The sequence below is a fragment of the Buttiauxella brennerae ATCC 51605 genome, from assembly GCF_001654925.1.
GTDB classification, from domain to species: domain Bacteria; phylum Pseudomonadota; class Gammaproteobacteria; order Enterobacterales; family Enterobacteriaceae; genus Buttiauxella; species Buttiauxella brennerae.
On the sequence record NZ_LXER01000017.1, the window covers coordinates 485,026 to 503,752 of the forward strand.

Annotated in this window: 17 protein-coding genes; 6 read left to right on the plus strand and 11 right to left on the minus strand. The window is 49.8% G+C overall.

Going from position 1 to position 18,727, the window contains the following annotated elements; all coding sequences use genetic code 11:
• The first annotated feature begins 691 nt into the window (after positions 1–691).
• Positions 692–1,114 (plus strand): universal stress protein UspC, encoded by a 423-nt coding sequence (gene uspC / locus M975_RS10505; protein ID WP_064559145.1) that lies wholly within the window; start codon positions 692–694, stop codon positions 1,112–1,114.
• A 223-nt stretch (positions 1,115–1,337) separates the two neighbouring features.
• On the opposite strand, the gene otsA is transcribed toward uspC, so the two are convergent.
• The 10 genes from otsA to M975_RS10555 all read right to left on the minus strand — a co-directional run bounded on the left by otsA (position 1,338) and on the right by M975_RS10555 (position 14,121).
• Positions 1,338–2,762: an alpha,alpha-trehalose-phosphate synthase gene (otsA, locus tag M975_RS10510; RefSeq protein WP_064559146.1), complete on the minus strand. Its 1,425-nt coding sequence runs from the start codon at positions 2,760–2,762 to the stop codon at positions 1,338–1,340.
• The gene (otsB, locus tag M975_RS10515; protein WP_064559147.1) at positions 2,737–3,540 is read right to left on the minus strand and encodes a trehalose-phosphatase; all 804 of its coding nucleotides are present in this window, start codon (positions 3,538–3,540) and stop codon (positions 2,737–2,739) included. Before otsB ends, otsA begins: the two co-directional genes overlap by 26 nt.
• A 153-nt stretch (positions 3,541–3,693) precedes the next feature.
• On the minus strand, positions 3,694–4,959 hold the full coding sequence (locus M975_RS10520) for an HAAAP family serine/threonine permease (RefSeq protein WP_064559148.1): 1,266 nt from the start codon (positions 4,957–4,959) through the stop codon (positions 3,694–3,696).
• A 228-nt stretch (positions 4,960–5,187) separates the two neighbouring features.
• Complete coding sequence (gene araH / locus M975_RS10525) at positions 5,188–6,207, minus strand: L-arabinose ABC transporter permease AraH (protein WP_064559149.1); 1,020 nt, start codon at positions 6,205–6,207, stop codon at positions 5,188–5,190.
• Positions 6,208–6,221: 14 nt separating this feature from the next.
• Positions 6,222–7,736, minus strand: a complete 1,515-nt coding sequence (gene araG, locus M975_RS10530; RefSeq protein ID WP_064559150.1) for an L-arabinose ABC transporter ATP-binding protein AraG — start codon at positions 7,734–7,736, stop codon at positions 6,222–6,224.
• Between the two features lie 95 nt (positions 7,737–7,831).
• The gene (araF, locus tag M975_RS10535; protein WP_064559151.1) at positions 7,832–8,821 is read right to left on the minus strand and encodes an arabinose ABC transporter substrate-binding protein AraF; all 990 of its coding nucleotides are present in this window, start codon (positions 8,819–8,821) and stop codon (positions 7,832–7,834) included.
• A 369-nt stretch (positions 8,822–9,190) separates the two neighbouring features.
• On the minus strand, positions 9,191–9,748 hold the full coding sequence (locus M975_RS10540) for a DJ-1 family glyoxalase III (RefSeq protein ID WP_064559152.1): 558 nt from the start codon (positions 9,746–9,748) through the stop codon (positions 9,191–9,193).
• A 43-nt stretch (positions 9,749–9,791) separates the two neighbouring features.
• Positions 9,792–10,997, minus strand: coding sequence for a glycoside hydrolase family 88 protein (locus M975_RS10545; RefSeq protein WP_064559153.1), 1,206 nt, complete (start codon positions 10,995–10,997; stop codon positions 9,792–9,794).
• 14 nt (positions 10,998–11,011) lie between these two features.
• The gene (locus M975_RS10550) at positions 11,012–12,292 is read right to left on the minus strand and encodes an oligosaccharide MFS transporter (protein WP_064559154.1); all 1,281 of its coding nucleotides are present in this window, start codon (positions 12,290–12,292) and stop codon (positions 11,012–11,014) included.
• Positions 12,289–14,121 carry a DUF2264 domain-containing protein gene (locus M975_RS10555; RefSeq protein WP_064559155.1) on the minus strand — a complete coding sequence of 611 codons (1,833 nt, stop codon included), beginning with the start codon at positions 14,119–14,121 and terminating at the stop codon, positions 12,289–12,291. The genes M975_RS10550 and M975_RS10555 overlap by 4 nt, the downstream gene beginning before the upstream one ends.
• A 229-nt stretch (positions 14,122–14,350) precedes the next feature.
• Here M975_RS10555 and M975_RS10560 point away from each other — a divergent pair, with 229 nt between their 5' ends.
• From M975_RS10560 to M975_RS10570, 3 genes are all read left to right on the plus strand, one after another.
• A complete protein-coding gene (locus M975_RS10560) occupies positions 14,351–15,211 on the plus strand; it encodes an AraC family transcriptional regulator (RefSeq protein WP_064559156.1) in 861 nt (286 codons plus the stop codon).
• Between the two features lie 369 nt (positions 15,212–15,580).
• Entirely contained in the window at positions 15,581–16,084 is a 504-nt protein-coding gene (locus M975_RS10565; RefSeq protein ID WP_064559157.1) for a non-heme ferritin-like protein, read from the plus strand.
• Positions 16,085–16,275: 191 nt separating this feature from the next.
• Positions 16,276–17,619, plus strand: coding sequence for an anaerobic C4-dicarboxylate transporter (locus M975_RS10570; protein ID WP_064559158.1), 1,344 nt, complete (start codon positions 16,276–16,278; stop codon positions 17,617–17,619).
• Positions 17,620–17,658: 39 nt separating this feature from the next.
• On the opposite strand, the gene M975_RS10575 is transcribed toward M975_RS10570, so the two are convergent.
• A complete protein-coding gene (locus tag M975_RS10575) occupies positions 17,659–17,910 on the minus strand; it encodes a DUF2766 family protein (protein ID WP_064559159.1) in 252 nt (83 codons plus the stop codon).
• Positions 17,911–18,118: 208 nt separating this feature from the next.
• Between M975_RS10575 and M975_RS10580 the strand changes: the two genes are divergently transcribed.
• Together M975_RS10580 and nadS are read left to right on the plus strand one after the other, a co-directional pair.
• Positions 18,119–18,430: a hypothetical protein gene (locus M975_RS10580; protein WP_064559160.1), complete on the plus strand. Its 312-nt coding sequence runs from the start codon at positions 18,119–18,121 to the stop codon at positions 18,428–18,430.
• Positions 18,431–18,724, plus strand: a complete 294-nt coding sequence (gene nadS, locus M975_RS10585) for a NadS family protein (protein WP_064559161.1) — start codon at positions 18,431–18,433, stop codon at positions 18,722–18,724.
• Positions 18,725–18,727 lie beyond the last annotated feature (3 nt).

Below are 18,727 nucleotides of genomic sequence, written 5' to 3' on the forward strand. Positions count from 1 at the left end.
AATGCGCAACGAATCCACTGGCACAAAAATGTGGTGGAGACTTCCGTGTAAATGCGCGCTTATCCGAGTGTAAATTTTTTGTATGAAATTAAGATTTTTCCTAATTCCGGGCAAACTCTACTCGCAGCCCTGTAGACATACAATGCGGATGCCGCCGAATTTTGATATTTATGTGATAGAGATCACATATTTTTCCTTTATAGGTTACCTGGAAACATCAGTAAGACTTTTCAATTGCGCACTTTTCAACCTAAGTCGAAATATCCGTTACGTTATTATGGAAAAACCTTTTCGTTTAGCTAACAACCTGGTGACTTACTCTCCATAACGCCTCTTCAGTTCCACTTAGCTATGTGATTTATATCGCATTTTTTATTTCATGGTTTAATAAACTACTATCAATTTCATTTTCAGCACATAACACCTTGAAATATCGCCATCCTTTGAGACAAAGGAATAAATTCCCACTGCAAGATGATGACGACGGGAAGCAGATAAAATAATATAAAAGTTTGATGGAAAAATGAACTATCTGTGCAGTTACAAATTCCAACAACTCGCATACATTAGCGTTATTAATCATTTTTCATGAGCAGACTCACATTTCCCATGGTTACTATCGTTGCGTAAATATGGATCTTATAGTAAGTAAAATGTTAACCGTTTGGTTATCTGGCAACAGGAGGTTGTAATGAGCTATCAACATATATTGGTTGCTGTGGCTGTCAGCCCGGAAAGTCAGTTACTGGTCGATAAGGCTGTCTCCATCGCTCAACCGGTAAATGGCAAAATCACACTGATTACGCTCGCATCAGATCCCGAACTTTATAATCAATTTGCTGCGCCGCTTATGGAGAATTTGCGGGAGTTAATGCTTGAAGAGACGCAACTTTTTATTGATGCGTTAATTGAGAAAACAAATTATCCGATATCCGAAACCGTTATTGCGACGGGCGAATTAAGTGAACATATTCTGGCAATATGCCGAAAGGGATCGGTTGATTTAGTGATTTGCGGTAATCACAACCAGACTTTTTTCAGCAAGATAATTTGCTCCGCGAAGGCGGTGGTGGCATCGAGTCAGGTAGATGTTTTATTGGTGCCGTTGAGATAAGGGGAATTTAAGTTAAATTTAGTTACTCCGGGGTAATTTAAGCTAAGTTAAGTTTTAAAAGGGATTATTACGTTCGTTGAAAGGCTCATTTTTTGTAGGATGGTATTTATTCCGTTCACTAAACGTTCAGTGTTCCCAGAAGTTACCGAAACGGTGAACGTGCCAGGGGGATGTCGTTATCCACCTGGCACGTTCACCGTTCATTCACATGACACTGCCCGCCTCACGCTAACTTCGGAAACGTCGCCACCTTCTTATCCAAATGCGACTCATCGCTGCGGGCGGCGGCCTGCTTTAGGTCGTCAATAAACCTTTTCTGCCAATGGTGAATATCATTCTTCTCGATAACCGCCATCATCTCACTATGGCGTGAAATGCGCTCCGCAAGGGGCATGGTCAATGCTCTGTCCAGGGCTGCGGCAACATCATCCCGGTCATAAGGGTTCACAATCAACGCAGAAGACAACTCATTCGCCGCGCCAGCAAATTTCGATAGCACCAACACGCCCGGGTTCGCGGGGTCTTGCGCGGCAACGTACTCTTTCGCCACCAGATTCATCCCGTCGCGAAGCGGTGTGACCAGCCCAACATCAGCGTGACGGAAAACCTTCATCACCAATTTACGGTCAAAGTGCTGGTTCAGATAGTAAAGCGGTGTCCAACCCAACTGCCCATATTTACCGTTGATGCGCCCCGCTTCTGTTTCCAGTTGATGGCGAATGTCCTGATAAGCCTGCACGTCACCACGCGATGTCGGCGCGATTTGGGTGTAACGAATTTTACCGTGATGCTGCGGGTAATTTTCCAGCAATGCTTCAAAAGCGAGGAAGCGTTCAGGCAGCCCTTTGGAATAATCCAGTCGCTCAACGGAGAAGATGTTTTTAATACTGCCCAGTTCCGCTTTGAGTTGGGCAAGTTTAGGCGGCAATGGGCCTTGCGCGCTTTTCTTGATCTCCTCAGGTTCAATACCTATCGGGTAAACTTCAGTCTGGAAGGTGTTACCAAACGCCTGATGCTGGTTTTTACCCGTATTATCAAGGCGCGTCTGACTAGCCACACAATCGAGGAATGCCAGGCGATCATTTTCAGTCTGGAAGCCCAATAAGTCGTATTCACACAATGCTTCGACGAGCTCTGCATGGGGTGGAAGCGCGTTAAACACTTCGGGTGTTGGGAAAGGAATATGTAAGAAGAAACCGATCCGGTGGTTTAGCCCTTGCTTGCGACATTCCGCCGCAAATGGCAGCAAATGGTAGTCATGTACCCACAAGATGTCGTCATCTTCCAGCAGAGGCGTGAGCTTGCTGGCCAGCATAGAATTTACGCGGCTATAACCTTCCCAGGCTTCGCGCTGGTAATCAACCAGATCAAGGCGATAGTGAAATGCCGGCCAAAGTACCGCATTGGAAAATTGCAGATAGTAGCTTTCGTAATCTTCCTGGCTCAGGTTGAATGAAGCCCAGGTAATGTTTCCGCGCTTCGTCTTTTTTAACGCCGCATCGGGATCCCCAACCTCGCCGCTCCAGCCAAACCATAAGCCACCTGCAGCTTTTAATGCACCCAAAATACCCACAGCCAAACCACCGGCACTGCTTTTTTTATCATCCGGTGGTGCAATGCGATTAGAGACTACCACTAAGCGACTCATAATCTTCTCCCCGTAAAATAGCTGACTTTTGTTGTTCTATGTGTTGCGTTAATTTGCCAAGCCAGTGATAAACCATGCGCACATTTGCCAGCCGATAGCTGGCGATGGTTTCGCCACTGCCGACTTTAATGGTCAGCCCGCCAAGGGCATTAACCTGTTTAAATCCTGCTTCATCGGTCAGGTCGTCACCAATGAAAACAGGTGTACGGCCCGCGAAAGGTGCTTCCTGCATAAAAGTGCGAATCGCCGTACCTTTGTTAATTCCCAACGGTTTCAACTCCACCACACATTTCCCCGGTTGCAACGCAAGCTCCGGGTAGCGGTGCGACATTTGCTGCGCCAGTGCCAGAATGGCTTCTGCCGCCTCGGGCGCCTGGCGGTAATGGAGTGCAAATGCCATTCCTTTTGCTTCGAGTTCCGTTCCGGGCAACAGCATTAGCGCCTCGGCTAACTGCTGATGCAAGGCCGCAACGAGCGGTTGGGGAAGTGTGACAACGTGAGTTTTATCATTGATATCGCGGCGTTCAGCTCCATGCACCCCGGCAAGCGGAAAGTGGAATGGAGTAGCAAGCTTATCGAGCTCGACCATTGAACGCCCTGAAATCAACGCCAGTGCTCCGTCACTCATGACAGACATTTTTTGCAGTAACGTGCGCACAGCGGCCGGAATATAGACTTGGTCCGGGTGCGGTTTGATTTCTGCCAGCGTGCCATCGAGGTCGAAGAAAAAGGCAAGATTTCCTGAAAGTAGAGGCGGTACAGATGAAACTTCAGCCACCAGCGGCTCCTCCTTACATGGTTAATTTCGCCACCGTGACGGTAACGATAAATTATGATTAGCCATGTAAGTATAGACAGGGTGACGGGTGTCGCAATTTTCCAGGATAAATCGCCAGGCCGCATTTGGCCTGGCGTTTCGGTGTTGCAGGTATTAGAAGAAGCTGGCGATCAGACCTGAAATCGCGACCAGCCCCATAACCGTAACGAAGATATTGCTCACTTTGCCACGGAATTTCGCCAGCGCAGGCACTTTATGGATGGCGAACATCGGCATGATAAACAGAATCATCGCAATGATTGGCCCACCCAGGGATTCAATCATGCCAAGGATGCTCGGGTTAAGTGTTGCCACCAGCCACAAACTCAGCAGGAAGAACAGTGCAATCACTTTGTTCAGCTTGCGATCATCAAAGCGCTTGCCGTTATGACGGGCAATTTTTTTCACCAGCCCATGCAGGCCTTCACGCGCACCCAGATAGTGGCCGAAGAAGGAGCTGGAAATGGCCAGAATGGCGACCAATGGCCCAAAGATGGAAATCAGCGGGTTATCGAACTTGTTGGCAAGGAAGCTCAGCATCGAAATGTTTTGCTGTTTTGCCGCCATTAAATCTGCCGGAGTCACACTCAATACGCAGCTAAAGACAAACAGCATCACAAACGCCAGCAGAATGGTGGACGTTTTGCGCAGCGTCTGACTCGCTTTTTCATCCGCCAGGTTGCCGTATTCACGACGCTGTGACAGAGCGAAAGAGGAGATCGCCGGAGAGTGGTTAAAGGCAAACACCAGAACCGGAATCGTCAGCCACAGGGTGGTGGTGAAATCCATCGCCGTTGGCACTTGTGAAAGTGCTGCGGTGTTCCAGTGTGGGATCAGATAGAGAGAGAGGAAAAGTAAGATAGCGACCAACGGGTAAACCATCAGCTCGGTGATTTTCAGCATCACCCGCTCACTGGTCAACATGACCGCCATCAACGCGGCAATCAGTACAATCGACAAAATTACACGCGGTGGTGAAGCCATTCCCAGCTGGTTAACCATTAACGAATCAATGGTGTTGGTGATGCCCACGCCATAGATAAGCAGGATCGGGTAGATGGCGAAGAAGTAAAGCAGTGTGATTAAGATGCCCGCTTTCGCGCCAAAATGCTCTTCCACCACTTCGGTGATATCACTGCCTGGGTTACGTGATGATAAGACAAAACGTGCCAGCCCACGGTGAGCAAGCCAGGTCATTGGCCCAACGATCACCGCCAGCGCCACGAGTGGCCAGAAGCCCCCCATCCCGGCATTGATAGGCAGAAAAAGCACTCCCGCTCCGACGGCCGTACCAAAAAGACTCAACACCCAAGTGGTATCAAATTTACGATTTCCGGGTACACGCACTTTACTGCTGATGTAATTAACATCACTGCTCATTGGCTCATCTCCTTGAGGCCGAATTCAACGCAGCAGACTCTACTTTAGTGGCGTGACTATTACAGTGATTTGCATCCGGGTTTTTAGTCGTTTATGGCGGGAAATACTATCTGAATAAGCAATTGTACATTTTAAAACTGGATAATGGCGCTCACGCTTATCTGCCCTGCAACAACTTCACTAAGGCCAGATAAGCGTAGCGCCATCCGATGGTTACACTGTAGAGGGTTACACTGTACGTTTGGCTTTCTGTTTGTAGCGGTCAAAAATTACCGCCGCCAACAGAATCAGACCGCGCACCACATACTGCGAGAACGGCGAAATGTTCAGTAAGTTCATGGCATTTTCTACGGTACCAAGAATTAAAATACCGGCAATGACGTAGGAAATTTTACCAATCCCACCTTTCAGTGACACACCGCCCAATACGCAGGCCGAGATAACAATCAACTCATAACCGATAGACGTCATCGGCTGGCCGCTGGTCATGCGTGATGCGAGAATGATCCCCGCCGCCGCCGACACCAGGCCTGAGAGAATAAAGATGATGATTTTTGTGCGCACGACCGGCACACCCGCCAGGCGCGCGGCCTCTTCATTACCCCCAATCGCCAGCGTGTTACGCCCAAAGGTCGTTTTATTGAGCAGGAAACCAAAGATTATCAGGCAGCCGACTGTCAGCCAGATTGGCGCAGGCAGCCCCAACCAGTTGGCATAACCCAGCGCAAAGAAGCGCTCATCTTCGATACCCACCGCTTTACCATCAGAAATGATGTACGCCAGCCCGCGCACAATCTGCATGGTTGCAAGTGTGGTAATCAAGGCATTGATTTTCAAACGGGCGATAACAAAACCGTTGACCAGGCCACTTAACATGCCCAGTAACAGCCCTGCCGCTACACCAATCCACAGGCTTTCGGTCATGTTGATCACTACGGCGGTGGTGACGCCCGCGCAGGCAATGACCGACGCGACGGACAAGTCAAAATCGCCGGACGCCAGGCAGAACAACATGCCACACGCCACCATTCCGGACATCGAAATGGCAAGCCCTAACCCCTTCATATTCACAAAAGAAGAGAAGTTCGGCACAAATATCGCGCAGGCGATAAACAGCACCGCGAACACCACCAGCATGCCGTAGTTATCCCAGATACGCCCGAGACTCAGTGACGACTTTTTCTTGTTGTCGCCTGATGATGTGTTTGTTGAAGATGCTTTGGTTGATGATGGAGTCAATGCAGACATTTTTCTCTCCTTACTCATGCGGCAGACGCGCTGGTTTTTGGCATCGCCAGGCTTAATGCTTGCTGCTCGTTGGCTTCGCCATGCAGCAGTTCACCGGCTATTTCCCCTTCACGCATCACGATAATGCGATCCGCAAGGCCAAGGACTTCAGGCAAATCACTGGAGGCAAACAGCACCGCCACGCCTTGTGCGGCGAGGGCGTAAATCACGTTATAGATTTCGTGTTTTGCACCCACATCAATGCCACGCGTTGGCTCATCGAGCAGGATCACTTTCATATCTTCGGACAGCCAGCGGCCTAAAATCGCCTTTTGCTGGTTGCCACCGGAAAGGTTCATGATCAGCTGTTCAGCCGTGGGAGTTTTGATATTCAATGAGCGGATGTGCGATGCGGCATTGTCCGCTTCCCAGCGGTTGTTAATCAGGCACCCCGCGCTAATGTGTTTGCGACGCGCGCTGATGTTGATGTTGTCGCGCACTGAGTGCACCGGAATAATACCGTCTGCTTTGCGATCCTCAGGGCACAGCATCATGCCTGCGCGAATTGCATCGGCAGGTTTGTTGATGTTGATAACAGCTCCGTCAATCAGCACTTTTCCTGCGGTAATGCGCGTGCCGCCAAACATGCCTTTCATCAGTTCGCTGCGCCCGGCACCCACCAGGCCAAATAAGCCGACGATTTCGCCGCTACGGACCGAAAGGGAAACAGGTGTGCGCACGCCGGGGGCTTTTACGCCATCAAGACGTAAGCGTTCAGCGCCGTGGTCACGCGCTTTCCAGCCGTATATATCACCGAGATTGCGCCCGACCATTGCCTGCACCAGCGAGTCATGATTCACCTGCTGCATATCGTCGAAGGTGCGCACGTAGCGCCCATCTTTAAACACAGTAATGGCATCGCTGAGAGCAAAAATTTCTTCCATGCGGTGCGAAACGTAAAGGATAACCCGGCCTTCCGCGCGTAACTCGCGGATGACACGGAACAGGTTGTCGATTTCACGGCGTGACAGCGAACTGGTCGGCTCATCGAAGGCGATAACTTTCGCATTGCGCGCCAGCGCCTTGGCGATCTCGACCATCTGCCACTGGCCGATCGACAAATACTTGAGCGGCGTGCTCGGGTCGATATCTAACCCCAAATGCTCAAGCTGCAATTTTGCTTCGTAATTCAGTAAAGAACGGTTCACGAACCCCGCTTTATGCGGGAGTTGGCCGAGGTAGATATTCTCTGCGACCGACATTTCCGGAACCAGGTGCAGCTCCTGGTAAATGATAGCAACCCCGGCATTGAGCGCGGCCGGCGTATTTGCAAATGTGACTTCTTCACCGCGCAGGACAATGCTGCCCTCGGTTGGCGCGTAATTACCGCTCAGGATTTTCAGGAGCGTGGATTTCCCTGCGCCATTCTCCCCCATTAGTGCGTGAACTTGCCCGGCATAACAGTCGAAACTGATGTCCTGTAAGGCTTTCACGCCGGGGAAAGTTTTGCCTATACCACGAAAAGAGAGATACGGTGTGTTCTGTTGCATGATTGACCCTTTGCTTTAGTCGGATGCCGCTGTGCTAATCCGCCCTGGCAAAAGCCGGTCCAGGGGGATGAGTACTGCGACATCCGCTACAGAAGTTACTTGCCGCCGAGGCCTTTTTTCGCCAGTTCTTCTTTAAAGTTGTCGCGGGTGATCAACACCACATCGGTAACTTCGGTGAATTTTGGTGGTTCAGCGCCTTTGGTCACCCAGTTGTAGAGCATTTCGCTACTCTTATAACCGTGCACATCCGGGCTTGGCAGTAAGGAGCCGTAGAAACCGGTAGCCTGCGCTTTAGACAGTTCGCTTATTGCATCCACACCGTTAATACCTACGCCAATCACATCGGGAGCTTTAAAGCCCTGGCCTTCCGTCGCACGCACGCCACCCAGTACGGTGTTATCGTTCATGCCGACAATCAGCCAGTGTTTCACTTCAGGATGCTGCACCAGCATGGAGTTGGCTGCATCAAATGCGCCTGGGATATCGTTCGACTTGGTCGGTACTTTATAGATTTGTTTTTCCGGGAAACCGGCCGCTTTCAGCGCGTCCATAGAGCCGGAAGTGCGGCGGCGAGCAGTGTCCAGCTCGTCAGCCGTGATCGCCATTACCGCAGATTCTTTGACATCCCAGCCGCGTTTTTGCATCTCTTTGTAAAGCTCTTGCCCCTGACGCTCACCGATTTTGGTTGCCGCCATCATCACTAACGGCACGGTATCCATTGGTTTGCCTTTCGCGGTAACAAACTGGTCATCGACGGCAATCACTTTCATGTCGTAGCTTTTTGCTTTCGCAACAATCGCGGAGCCGAGTTTGGGATCAGGAGTGCAAATCACGAAGCCTTTCGCACCGCTGGCGGCCAGGCTATCAATTGCATTCAATGTTTTTTCGCCGTCCGGGACAGCAATTTTAATCACTTCAAAACCGAGATCTTTCCCGGCTTTATCGGCGAATTTCCACTCGGTCTGGAACCAGGGTTCTTCTGGTTGCTTCACCAGAAAACCGAGCTTCATTGTTTCAGCGATAGCGGATTGTGACATAACCGCGGCTATGCCAATTGCCGCCAGCGCTTTAGTAAATTTGTGCATGGTAAACTCCCGCTCGATATTATTATGTGTAGGGTAAGATTTAGTTAAAACAATCCATTAGCTGTCTTGGCTTTAGCTTTCTGAACTTACAATAGTTGTAGCGGGAAATTAATAATCCATAGGAGAGCGCAATCACACCGCAGAAATACAGTAAAAGCGTGCATGTATTCAGCAATTAAAGACATAAAAACGGTGGTATATGTCGGACAAATGAAAAGGGGTTTAGCTGGTTTGTCCATAAATATAGCGATGGACGATGATAAGAATTAAATGGATATAGCAGACACTCATCCACACGACAAAAACCGTTCAGGTTATTTCATGCTGGCGGGAAAAGCATTGCACTCCCCCGCCGCAATTAAAGAGATCTCACCACGGATAATAAATATGTTCCGCATGATCTCGAGCGGGTGCTTCGTCGCCTTCGAGCCGTGCAGCAACGGTCAGGGCAAAATCAAATACTTTGCCAAGCCCTCTGCCACTGATCAGGTTACCGTCTTCCACCACATCAGCATCAACATACACACCATCGGTCACCTGCTGCCATAAATCGCCGGAACAGACGTAACGGCGGCCTTTCAGCAAGCCATTGCCAGCCAATACCCGGGCGGCGGCAGAGCAAATTGGGCAGATGAATTTCCCCTGCTCATCATGGCTGCGCACGAAAGCAACGACACTGGCGCTTTGGGCAAGGAAAACGCTGCCTTCCGGGCCGCCGGGCAAGACAATCGCATCAAACGTGTCGTCAAAACATTCACTCAGCGTGGCATCGGCCACCATTGGAATATCGTGGTAACTCATTACCGCGCGGGTTTCGATACAGGAAAGCGTGCGCACGTTAATTTTCAGGCGACGCAGAATATCGATGGTAACAATGGCTTCCCCTTCTTCAAACCCGGGTGCCAACAAGACAGCAACAGTTTTCATTAAAACTCTCCATGTTGCCCCCGCACCAACGGGGGCGAAAAACTTACCAGTAGAGGCTCCACACCTGGCGCACACGTGCCAGCGCTTCCAGGTAGAAATAGTCTCCCCAACTACAGCACTCATCCACCCCTTTTCCGCTCGCCATATGGTAAACCGAATGTTTCAGCAAGCCTTCGCACGACTCATCATCACGCGCCAGGTAATTATCCGTTAGCGACTGGATAATCCGCAGCGCCATCTCTTCGTAGTGGGCACGATGTTCATCGAGCACCGGCAGCACTTTTACCAGTTCCAGCAAGCCGCAGGCGGTAATGGCTGCCGCCGAGCTATCGCGCACCGCATCCGTTCCGAGCAATGCTAAATCCCAGTGGCAAACGTCATCTTCCGGCAAGCGGTTAATGAAGTAATGCGCCAGGCTGCGGGTGAGATCCACCATGCTTTTGTCACCGGTATACAGGTACGTGAGCAAGAAACCATAAATGCCCCATGCCTGGCCGCGTGACCAACACGATGTGTCGCTATAACCCTGGTGCGTGTTACCAAACCGTGGCTCACCGGTTTTTACATCCATATAAAACGTATGGAAGGTGGATGCATCCGGGCGAACGATGTACTTCGCCGCCTGCTGCGCATGCGCTGTCGCGGCCTGCGCGTAGCGTGCATCGCCGGTTTGCTGGCTTGCCCAATAAAGCAGCGGAAGGTTCATATTACAGTCAATAATCATTCGGCCTTGTTGTTCTGGATCATTCAAATCCCCCCACGCCTGGATGATTTTCGCCACCGGGTTGTAGCGTTCCATCAAAATATCTGCCGCCTGTAATGCGGTCTGCCGTGCAGTTTCATTGCCGGTCAGTCGCCATGCGTTAACGCAAGATAGCGTGTACAAAAAGCCCAGGTCATGTGTCGCAGTTTCGATGCGCTGGTCTAAACGCTGCGCAAAGGAAGGCAAATAACGCTCCGCCGCCTGGCGATATTTATCCTCACCGGTCATCTCCCAAGCAAGCCACAGCTGGCCGGGCCAAAAACTGGTGGTCCATTCCACGTTATCGGTAGGCTTCCACTTGCCCCCTTCACATGCTTCGTTTGGGAATTGGTCACCGACCGCCGCAATGGTTTTATCCAGCTTTTTGGTCACGCTTTGCAGCGCAGTATCCAGCTTACGTTTCAGTGCCAGACGGTCGACCTGGTGCAATTCAATAGGGCGCAGTGGCTCGGTCACCACATTTTCAGTGACTAAAGTACGGGTCATAACGTTTCCTTTAATTAATGTTTTACCGGTTCGACCGGTGCGGTGTTTAAAGCCGAAGAGAAGCTGCTGGATTCATCGCGTTTTGACTGGCAGCGCGAGAGTGTGAATGCAGAAATAAAGGTGAAGACCAGCGCGCAACAGCCCATCATCAAGTAGGTGTGCTCGAAGCCAATTTTGTCGTACAGGTAGCCTGCTGGCGGTGCCACGACAACCGAGCCGACATAGATCATCGCCTGATAACCCAGCAGATACATGGTGGCGTTGATTTTCTTGTGGAAATGTTCGGCGATATATTTGAAAACGGAAATCAGCAGCAGTGAGATCTCAACGCCGTAGAACGGTTTGATTATCGAGATAATCAGCGGATCAGTGGTCAGCCCGGAAGCAATCAGACGCGCCCCCACCACACAACCACAGAACAGCAGCCCTTTTTTTGCGCCGTAATGGTTTACCAGCAGCGGGATGAACATCATCATCACAAATTCCATGCCGGACTGGACGGTACTCAGGTAGCCGTACCACGCATTGCCCTGCTCTTTAGTCGCAAAGAACGAAACGAAATAGCGTGGGAACTGCTGCTCCGCCACGAACATCATCCATGCCACGCCGGCGACATACAGGCTGAACATCCAGAATTTGCGGTTTTTCAAAAGCATCACGACGTCGGCAAAAACGATTTTGTTTGCTGAAATCACATTGTTATTACGCAGTTGCTCATCGCCAATTTTAAGGCTGATAAGCACCAGCAGCATTAATACAGAGGTGGTGCTGCTGACAAGGAAGTTGGCCAGCGGCGTGTAGTTGAACAGCAGGCCTGAAACTGATGCCGCCATTGCCCAACCAAGCGAACCCCACATGCGGATGCGACCAAACTCCAAACCATACAAGCGGCTAAAACGGTCCGCATAAGATTCGGAAGCGGCAACACCGGCATACCAGCCAAGACTCAGGTACAGCGCACCAATCACAATGCCGATGGTGGTGTGTGTGAGCAGAAGCGGTTGGTAAACGGTAACGAAAAACGGGGCCATTAACGCCGAGACCGCACAGACAAAATAGAGCAGCCATTTGCTCATCCCAATTTTGTCCATGATGTAGCCATATACCGGTTTCATCACCACCGCGAAGACACCATTGATGGCGAAAACGCTACCGATGGTAATGCTGTCTAAGCCGACCTTTTGGCTCAGCCACAGGGCATATAGCCCAAAGCTCGATGACCAGGTAAAAAAGTAGAGAAAGATAAAACTGCTCATTTTTATCTGTGCAGTACGCGTGGGTGTCGACGTGTTCATTGGTGTGTCTCCAGAATCAGTTGCTTCTCTTGGTGACCCATCACCAGGCGTACAACACCCTCGCTGATAATGGCTTGCGGGCGGGTTTGCGCATCGAACGCTTGCGTATCGCCAGCCCAAACGGCACTTATTAACAGATGTGTACCGATATTCAGCGCCCCTTTAAGCAACGGAACTGCCGCACGTTCAGCAAACAGCAAGTTGCTATTCGGAGGCGTCAGGACTTGCTCGCCATTGCGCGGTTGCGGGCTTAAACAGTAAATAGCGCTGGTATCGGTGGAGGTGGTAAGCAGGCTTTTTGCCTGCGCCATTTGCGCATGTGGCAGTGGGCGATTCGTCAGGCTAAAGCCCCCTTCCGCACAATCGAGTTCACGGGCCGTTTTCAGGGAATGCACGCGTATTTGCCAGTCGCCCAACGGCAGTAACCAGGTGTCGATGGTGACATCGTTCCACGGCTGCCAACGGCTGAAGATCACGCCATCAGCGGTGGTCACTTGCTGGCAATCGCGACGCCCGCGCCAGTAATTATCTTTCTCCGATAACAACAGCATGGAATCAGGGGCGGCATGATTGAGCCCAAAACGCCCGCGTTCGATGGTGAAACCGTAGCGCGTGGAGTAGGCAAATTTGCAGTATTTGGCTTCGGTATTTACGAAGTTATTGAGTTCGAGCTGCCCGGAAGTCAGCATCCATAAATGGTCAGGTTGATGAACCAGAATTTGTGATGCATGGGCAATGCTGTGGTGGGTTTCACGCGCGGGTAACGGCAATTCCTCGGCCTGCCAGAAATCATCCTGCTCGCCAAGAGCCAGCACCAACATGGTTTTCAGCCCCCAATACGGCGAACCAGGCGCGTTGTAATCCTCAGCCATAATCAGGTTCGGGTAGCTGTAACCCACGCTTATCACGCCATCGCGGTCAAAAAGCGGTTGTTCTAACCACCAGCGCAGGTGGCGCAACACGATGCCTTTCACCACTCCAGGCGAGTACACTTCCAGCCCGGCAAATGCAGCAGCACTCCAGAATGCCGCCTGTGCGAAGCGATAAGTCAGGCTGCGGCCGAAGGGGATCGCGGAACCATCATCAGCAAAGAAATGGATAAAATCGGTGGCAAACTGCGCGGCGCGTTGGCGTAATTTGTTACAGCGCGCCGGGTCAACATCGGCCATTAGCTTTGCATAGATAAGCCCATAGAAATGGAAGCCCATCGAAATGTAGTAGTCACGTGGACGGCCCGGGCCATCTGAATACCAGCCATCGCCCAGGTAATACGCTTCCATAGCGTCAAAGTGTTTTTCCAGCGCATCGGCATTATTAGGCATGCCGCTTTGATGGAAGCCAACCTGAACCAGAATCGGGAAGAAATGCCAGTTGTTGTCTGGAATAGCCTGATTTTCGCTCTGCTTTAGCCACTGCCAGAGGTGATGTTTTTCTTGTTCGTTAAAGTGTGCCAGCAACGGTTCGTGGGCAACGGCCAGCAATAATCCGTAGGCAGCCATTTCGACAATACGCTGATCGTAAGGCTCAACTTCACCCCAGTAATCCGCATGCTCAGGGTTAGTCCCGTTTTTTATCGCCTGAATATAAAAAGAAAATTGTTCCGGTTCATAACCGCCCGCCAGCAGTGGCGTTACGCCCCACAGCAAACGAGAGAAAGTTTCCATATTCGCGATCTGTTGCCCGTAATGGGCAGTGAAATTTGCCAGATCAACGCGACTGGTCTCTTTTTTAAAGAATGGTGAAACGGCATTCAATAATTCATTGACCAGTTTATGAAGATCTCCCCGGTTTTTAAGGGGGTTATTCAGGGTAATATTTTCAGGTTGCACAATGTCCTCCCGCCAGACACGAGAATATTATAAGTTGTTGTTATTCATATTCGTCTTCGCACTGCTTATGTGCGTTGAGGCAAAGAGTAGTCGTTTTTATTGTTTGCTCAGAGTGAACCTCATCACAAAAATAAACCGTTATTTCATTTTCACTGGATTTTTCTATTTCAGAGGGCAATAAATTACAAATCATGGCGTAAAAACTTAAAATTGTTGTCCTGGAGGGGAAATGAGCGAACCACAATTAATGGAGCGGATTACGCTTGATAGCCAGGTTATCTCATTTCATCGCCTGCGGGCATCCAGCGCCCAGTATTATCACTGGCACCAGTGCGTTGAATTTCTATATATTTCAAAAGGATATGGTATCGTTGTGGTGGATAACCAACACTTCACCGCCAGGCCCGGACGGTTATTTATCTTCCCACCGTTTCGACTTCACAAGGTGCATGTCGAGGCCGGTGACAAGAATCAGTATCACCGCACCGCCATGCACATTGAGCATTCATCCGTAATCAGTGCGTTGCACAGCTTCCCGCGCCAGCAGGCGCAGTTGTCAGCACTGGCCGCAAGTCATGTTCCCGCTCAGGTTTACGATCTAAGCGCACAGGCGGAGTTTATGGAGGTGATCCTTGAGCAGTTCGACAAACTCGGCCCCAGCGGGCACACCACCGCCAGCGATGTCGCATTTATGGTGATGCAAATCATGGCCTTTCTACCCGCACAGCCACAGGAGTTGATAACCCAACAACAAACCGTTTCATCACGCATCATGCAATGGGTGGAAAACAATTACGGCGGCAAGTTTTCACTGGATGAACTGGCGCAATCTGTTGGCCTTTCGCGCAGCTACACGTCACGTATTTTTCGCCAGCAAACCGGCGGCAGCATTCATGAATACCTGCTCACCAGGCGTATTAAGAAAAGTTGCGATCTGTTGCGCACTTCGCCGTTAAGCATTGACGCCATCGCCCAGGAAGTGGGGTTTATCGAGGTAACCTACTTTATTACCTGTTTTAAGAAAATGATGAGCCAGACACCGTTGCAGTATCGGAAACAGTCACGTGTACAATTAGCGACACAGGCATGAAATATGATCCAACACAAGAAAGCATCTAAAACAGAAATCATTATTCAGCGATAAATCACAATTCTGATCATTACATTTAATTAATGCCAAATAATCATGAAGTGTAATAATTATTTCATTTGTTATTTTTAATATTTCGCAGTGAATAAGGCTGTAAATAAGGGTAAAACGGTTGAATTAAGAGTTTTGTTACTAACACAAAAGAGGTATTCTTTTTTTATAAATCAGACAGGAGAAGGCCTCAAGGGACATGAGAAGTGTTTTATTTCAAATAAAACAGTGACTATCGACTCCGGTAAATAGCATGAGTTTTTCTTTATTACCTTTCCCAACCTCAACCTGGCGTTCCGATTCAATAAGGAAACTATAATGGCAACATCCGGCATGGTTCAGAGACTGAATTTGCAGATTAACCGCGATTTCTATTCCTCCAATCTCTATTTACGCTTAAGCAGCTGGTGTTCAGAAAAGAGTTTAACAGGCACCGCCACATTTTTAAGAAACCAGGCACAATGCAATGTGACGCAAATGATGCGCATATTTAACTTCATGAAACAGGCGGGCGGCACTCCCATTGTGGGGGCAATTGAAGCACCACAAAGCGAATGCAATTCTCTGGAAATGCTGTTTGAACAAACCGTAGAAGATCACCAGCAACGCTGCGCGACATTAACCACTTTGACCGCTGAAGCAACCGCGCTGAAAGATTACCCGACGCTGACATTTCTAAAGACCATGGACCAGGAGCAACAAGAAGAAGGTTTGCTGCTCAACACCATTCTCGATGAGGTCCGCAATGCGCATAAAGCCGGGTTATGCATGAGCCAGACTGACGAACATCTGACTAATTTAGTGAATCATCAGCAGCACTAACAACTGATGGTCGGGAAGCATTACGCTTACCCGACTTAACTTTTCCCGCCCGGCTTATCACAACCCACCCATTGTTAATAAAATGTTATAATCAATTGTTTTTATTGGATTTTAACAAATTCGATCTGTGTCTCAAAGGTATCCCTTACATTCTGTAATGCTAATAGAATGAGTCACAATAAGGGATTGCCATGATTACCATCGAATTTATTGTCATCATTTTATGTTTACTGGTAGGGACGCGTTTTGGCGGGATGGGGCTTGGTCTCATCAGTGGCATTGGGCTTTTCATCCTCACCTTCATTTTTGGCCTTGAGCCAGGAAAGCCACCGGTTGACGTGATGTTGACCATTCTTGCGGTAATCGGTTGTGCGGCCACATTGCAAACCGCAGGTGGCCTGAATGTCATGATGCAGTTCGCCGAGCGCCTGCTGCGTAAACACCCTCAACACATCACACTGCTGGCCCCCTTCACCACCTGGATGCTGACGTTCCTGTGCGGCACCGGCCATGTGGTGTACACCATGTTCCCCATTATTGCCGATATCGCGCTTAAGAAAGGCATTCGCCCGGAACGCCCAATGGCGGTGGCGTCGATTGCTTCGCAAATGGCGATTACGGCGTCGCCGGTTTCCGTGGCTGTGGTGTCGCTGATTTCGATTATTGCTGCAAACCACGGTATGGGCCACGCCTGGGGCATTCTCGATATTCTGTGCGTTTCAGTGCCCGCCTCACTATTTGGCGTTCTGATTGCAGCCCTGTGGAGTTTGCGTCGCGGCAAAGATTTAGAAGACGATGAAGAGTTCCAGGAAAAGCTCAAAGACCCAAAACAGCGCGAATTTATCTACGGCAGCAGCGAAACGCTGATGAACCAGGTTTTCCCAAAACAGGCGTACTGGTCAACGTGGATTTTCTTCACAGGAATTCTGGTCGTGGTGTTGCTGGGGGCAATTCCGACGCTGCGCCCGGCGTTTGAGATCAAAGGCTCACTTAAACCGCTGTCGATGAATCTGGTTATTCAGATGATGATGCTGATTGCGGGTGCCGTCATGCTGATGGTCTGCAAAGTGAATGCCTCAGCCATTTCAAACGGCGCGGTTTTTAAAGCAGGGATGGTGGCAATTTTCTCGGTATTCGGCGTGGCATGGATGAGCGATACCTTCTTCCAGGCGCATCTCGACGAGTTAAAAATGGCGCTCGAAGGCGTGGTGAAAAGCCACCCATGGACTTATGCCATCGTGCTGTTTTTGGTTTCTAAACTGGTGAACAGCCAGGCGGCAGCATTAACCGCAGTGGCACCGATGGGGCTGATGTTGGGTGTTGAACCGAAGATGCTAATAGCGTTCTTCCCGGCGTCTTACGGTTACTTTGTTTTGCCGACTTATCCAAGCGATTTGGCGTGCATCGGCTTTGACCGCTCCGGCACCACGAAAATTGGCAAATTCATTATTAACCACAGTTTCATTTTGCCTGGTTTGATTGGCGTGAGTTGTGCGTGTGCGGCGAGTTATTTGCTGGTGATGACGTTCTTCTAATGACAAATCGCCCTTGAATAAGGGCGATTTACATTGATATTAATGCGCTTCGCCCTGCGGGGTGAATTTCAACTCAATCAAGCTGATCGCTTTCTGAATTGCGCGGCGGGTCACCGGATCCGCTGCTGCCGGATGAGTGGCGAAATCAATGGTCTTTAATTGGTTCGCCATTTTTTCGCGCACTTCAACCGGAGCAATCACATCGATCACATCCAGAATTTGCTTAATCACTAACTGGCATGCTACCACGTCGGAAACCAGTTCCTGGTCGGCAGATAATTGTTCAGACATCATTTCTCTCCTGTTTCGCAATGGGCGTCATAGTACTCGTGACGGTGTGTGCGAGGCAATAATCCATTCTGGAAGAAGCCTCGAAAATTGCGCAACAACTTTGCGAATTCACTTAGCCTTCGCCATTTTGCATGTTATTTAAGTACGCCATTGACTTACCCATTAATCCTGTTAACCTGATCCTGGCTATAAGCCAATGGCGGATACTATGCTTTTTATCGAAACGCCCATTTTTACAGAGGATGTCGACACGTTACTTACGGAGGAGGAATACAGGTTGTTTCAGGTATTTCTCACTTTATCGCCGGAAAGTGGTGATCTCATTCCACAAACTGGTGGCTTACGTAAGGTGCGCTGGTTGGCGAAAAACAAAGGGAAACGAGGTGGCGTCAGAGTCATCTATTTCCACAAAAATGTCGATAGCACTATCCGGCTGTTGCTGATTTACCCAAAGGGTATCAAAGACGATCTCAGCGAAACCGAGAAACGCTTTTTGCGGCAAATGAACGAGAGGTGGTAAATGGATAAGCAATTGTTCGCACGTCTGTCCGAAAGTATGGCGCAGATGAATGAGATGGTAGAAGGTGAACGCGAGCCATCTCGTGTAACGGAAGTGACCGCAACTCAGGTCAAAGCCATTCGTCAGGCGACCGGGTTATCGCAGGCGGGGTTTGCCCGCTTAATCTCCGTGAGTGTTGATACGCTGAAAAACTGGGAACAGGGCCGCCGTGAACCGACTGGCCCTGCCAAAGCTTTGTTGCGTGCAATTGAGAATGACCCCGAGCATGTCATTCTCGCCCTGGCACCACGCTAAAGA

What these genes read in the sequence shown, in the direction of transcription:
- M975_RS10520 (WP_064559148.1), bottom strand. Translation starts at nt 4,959, where the DNA reads ATGAGCAGTGATGTTAATTACATCAGCAGTAAAGTGCGTGTACCCGGA.
- nadS (WP_064559161.1), top strand. Translation starts at nt 18,431, where the DNA reads ATGGATAAGCAATTGTTCGCACGTCTGTCCGAAAGTATGGCGCAGATG.
- araG (WP_064559150.1), bottom strand. Translation starts at nt 7,736, where the DNA reads ATGCAACAGAACACACCGTATCTCTCTTTTCGTGGTATAGGCAAAACT.
- M975_RS10580 (WP_064559160.1), top strand. Translation starts at nt 18,119, where the DNA reads ATGCTTTTTATCGAAACGCCCATTTTTACAGAGGATGTCGACACGTTA.
- M975_RS10560 (WP_064559156.1), top strand. Translation starts at nt 14,351, where the DNA reads ATGAGCGAACCACAATTAATGGAGCGGATTACGCTTGATAGCCAGGTT.
- M975_RS10540 (WP_064559152.1), bottom strand. Translation starts at nt 9,748, where the DNA reads ATGAAAACTGTTGCTGTCTTGTTGGCACCCGGGTTTGAAGAAGGGGAA.
- araF (WP_064559151.1), bottom strand. Translation starts at nt 8,821, where the DNA reads ATGCACAAATTTACTAAAGCGCTGGCGGCAATTGGCATAGCCGCGGTT.
- M975_RS10550 (WP_064559154.1), bottom strand. Translation starts at nt 12,292, where the DNA reads ATGAACACGTCGACACCCACGCGTACTGCACAGATAAAAATGAGCAGT.
- M975_RS10565 (WP_064559157.1), top strand. Translation starts at nt 15,581, where the DNA reads ATGGCAACATCCGGCATGGTTCAGAGACTGAATTTGCAGATTAACCGC.
- M975_RS10570 (WP_064559158.1), top strand. Translation starts at nt 16,276, where the DNA reads ATGATTACCATCGAATTTATTGTCATCATTTTATGTTTACTGGTAGGG.
- araH (WP_064559149.1), bottom strand. Translation starts at nt 6,207, where the DNA reads ATGTCTGCATTGACTCCATCATCAACCAAAGCATCTTCAACAAACACA.
- M975_RS10545 (WP_064559153.1), bottom strand. Translation starts at nt 10,997, where the DNA reads ATGACCCGTACTTTAGTCACTGAAAATGTGGTGACCGAGCCACTGCGC.
- otsA (WP_064559146.1), bottom strand. Translation starts at nt 2,762, where the DNA reads ATGAGTCGCTTAGTGGTAGTCTCTAATCGCATTGCACCACCGGATGAT.
- uspC (WP_064559145.1), top strand. Translation starts at nt 692, where the DNA reads ATGAGCTATCAACATATATTGGTTGCTGTGGCTGTCAGCCCGGAAAGT.
- M975_RS10575 (WP_064559159.1), bottom strand. Translation starts at nt 17,910, where the DNA reads ATGTCTGAACAATTATCTGCCGACCAGGAACTGGTTTCCGACGTGGTA.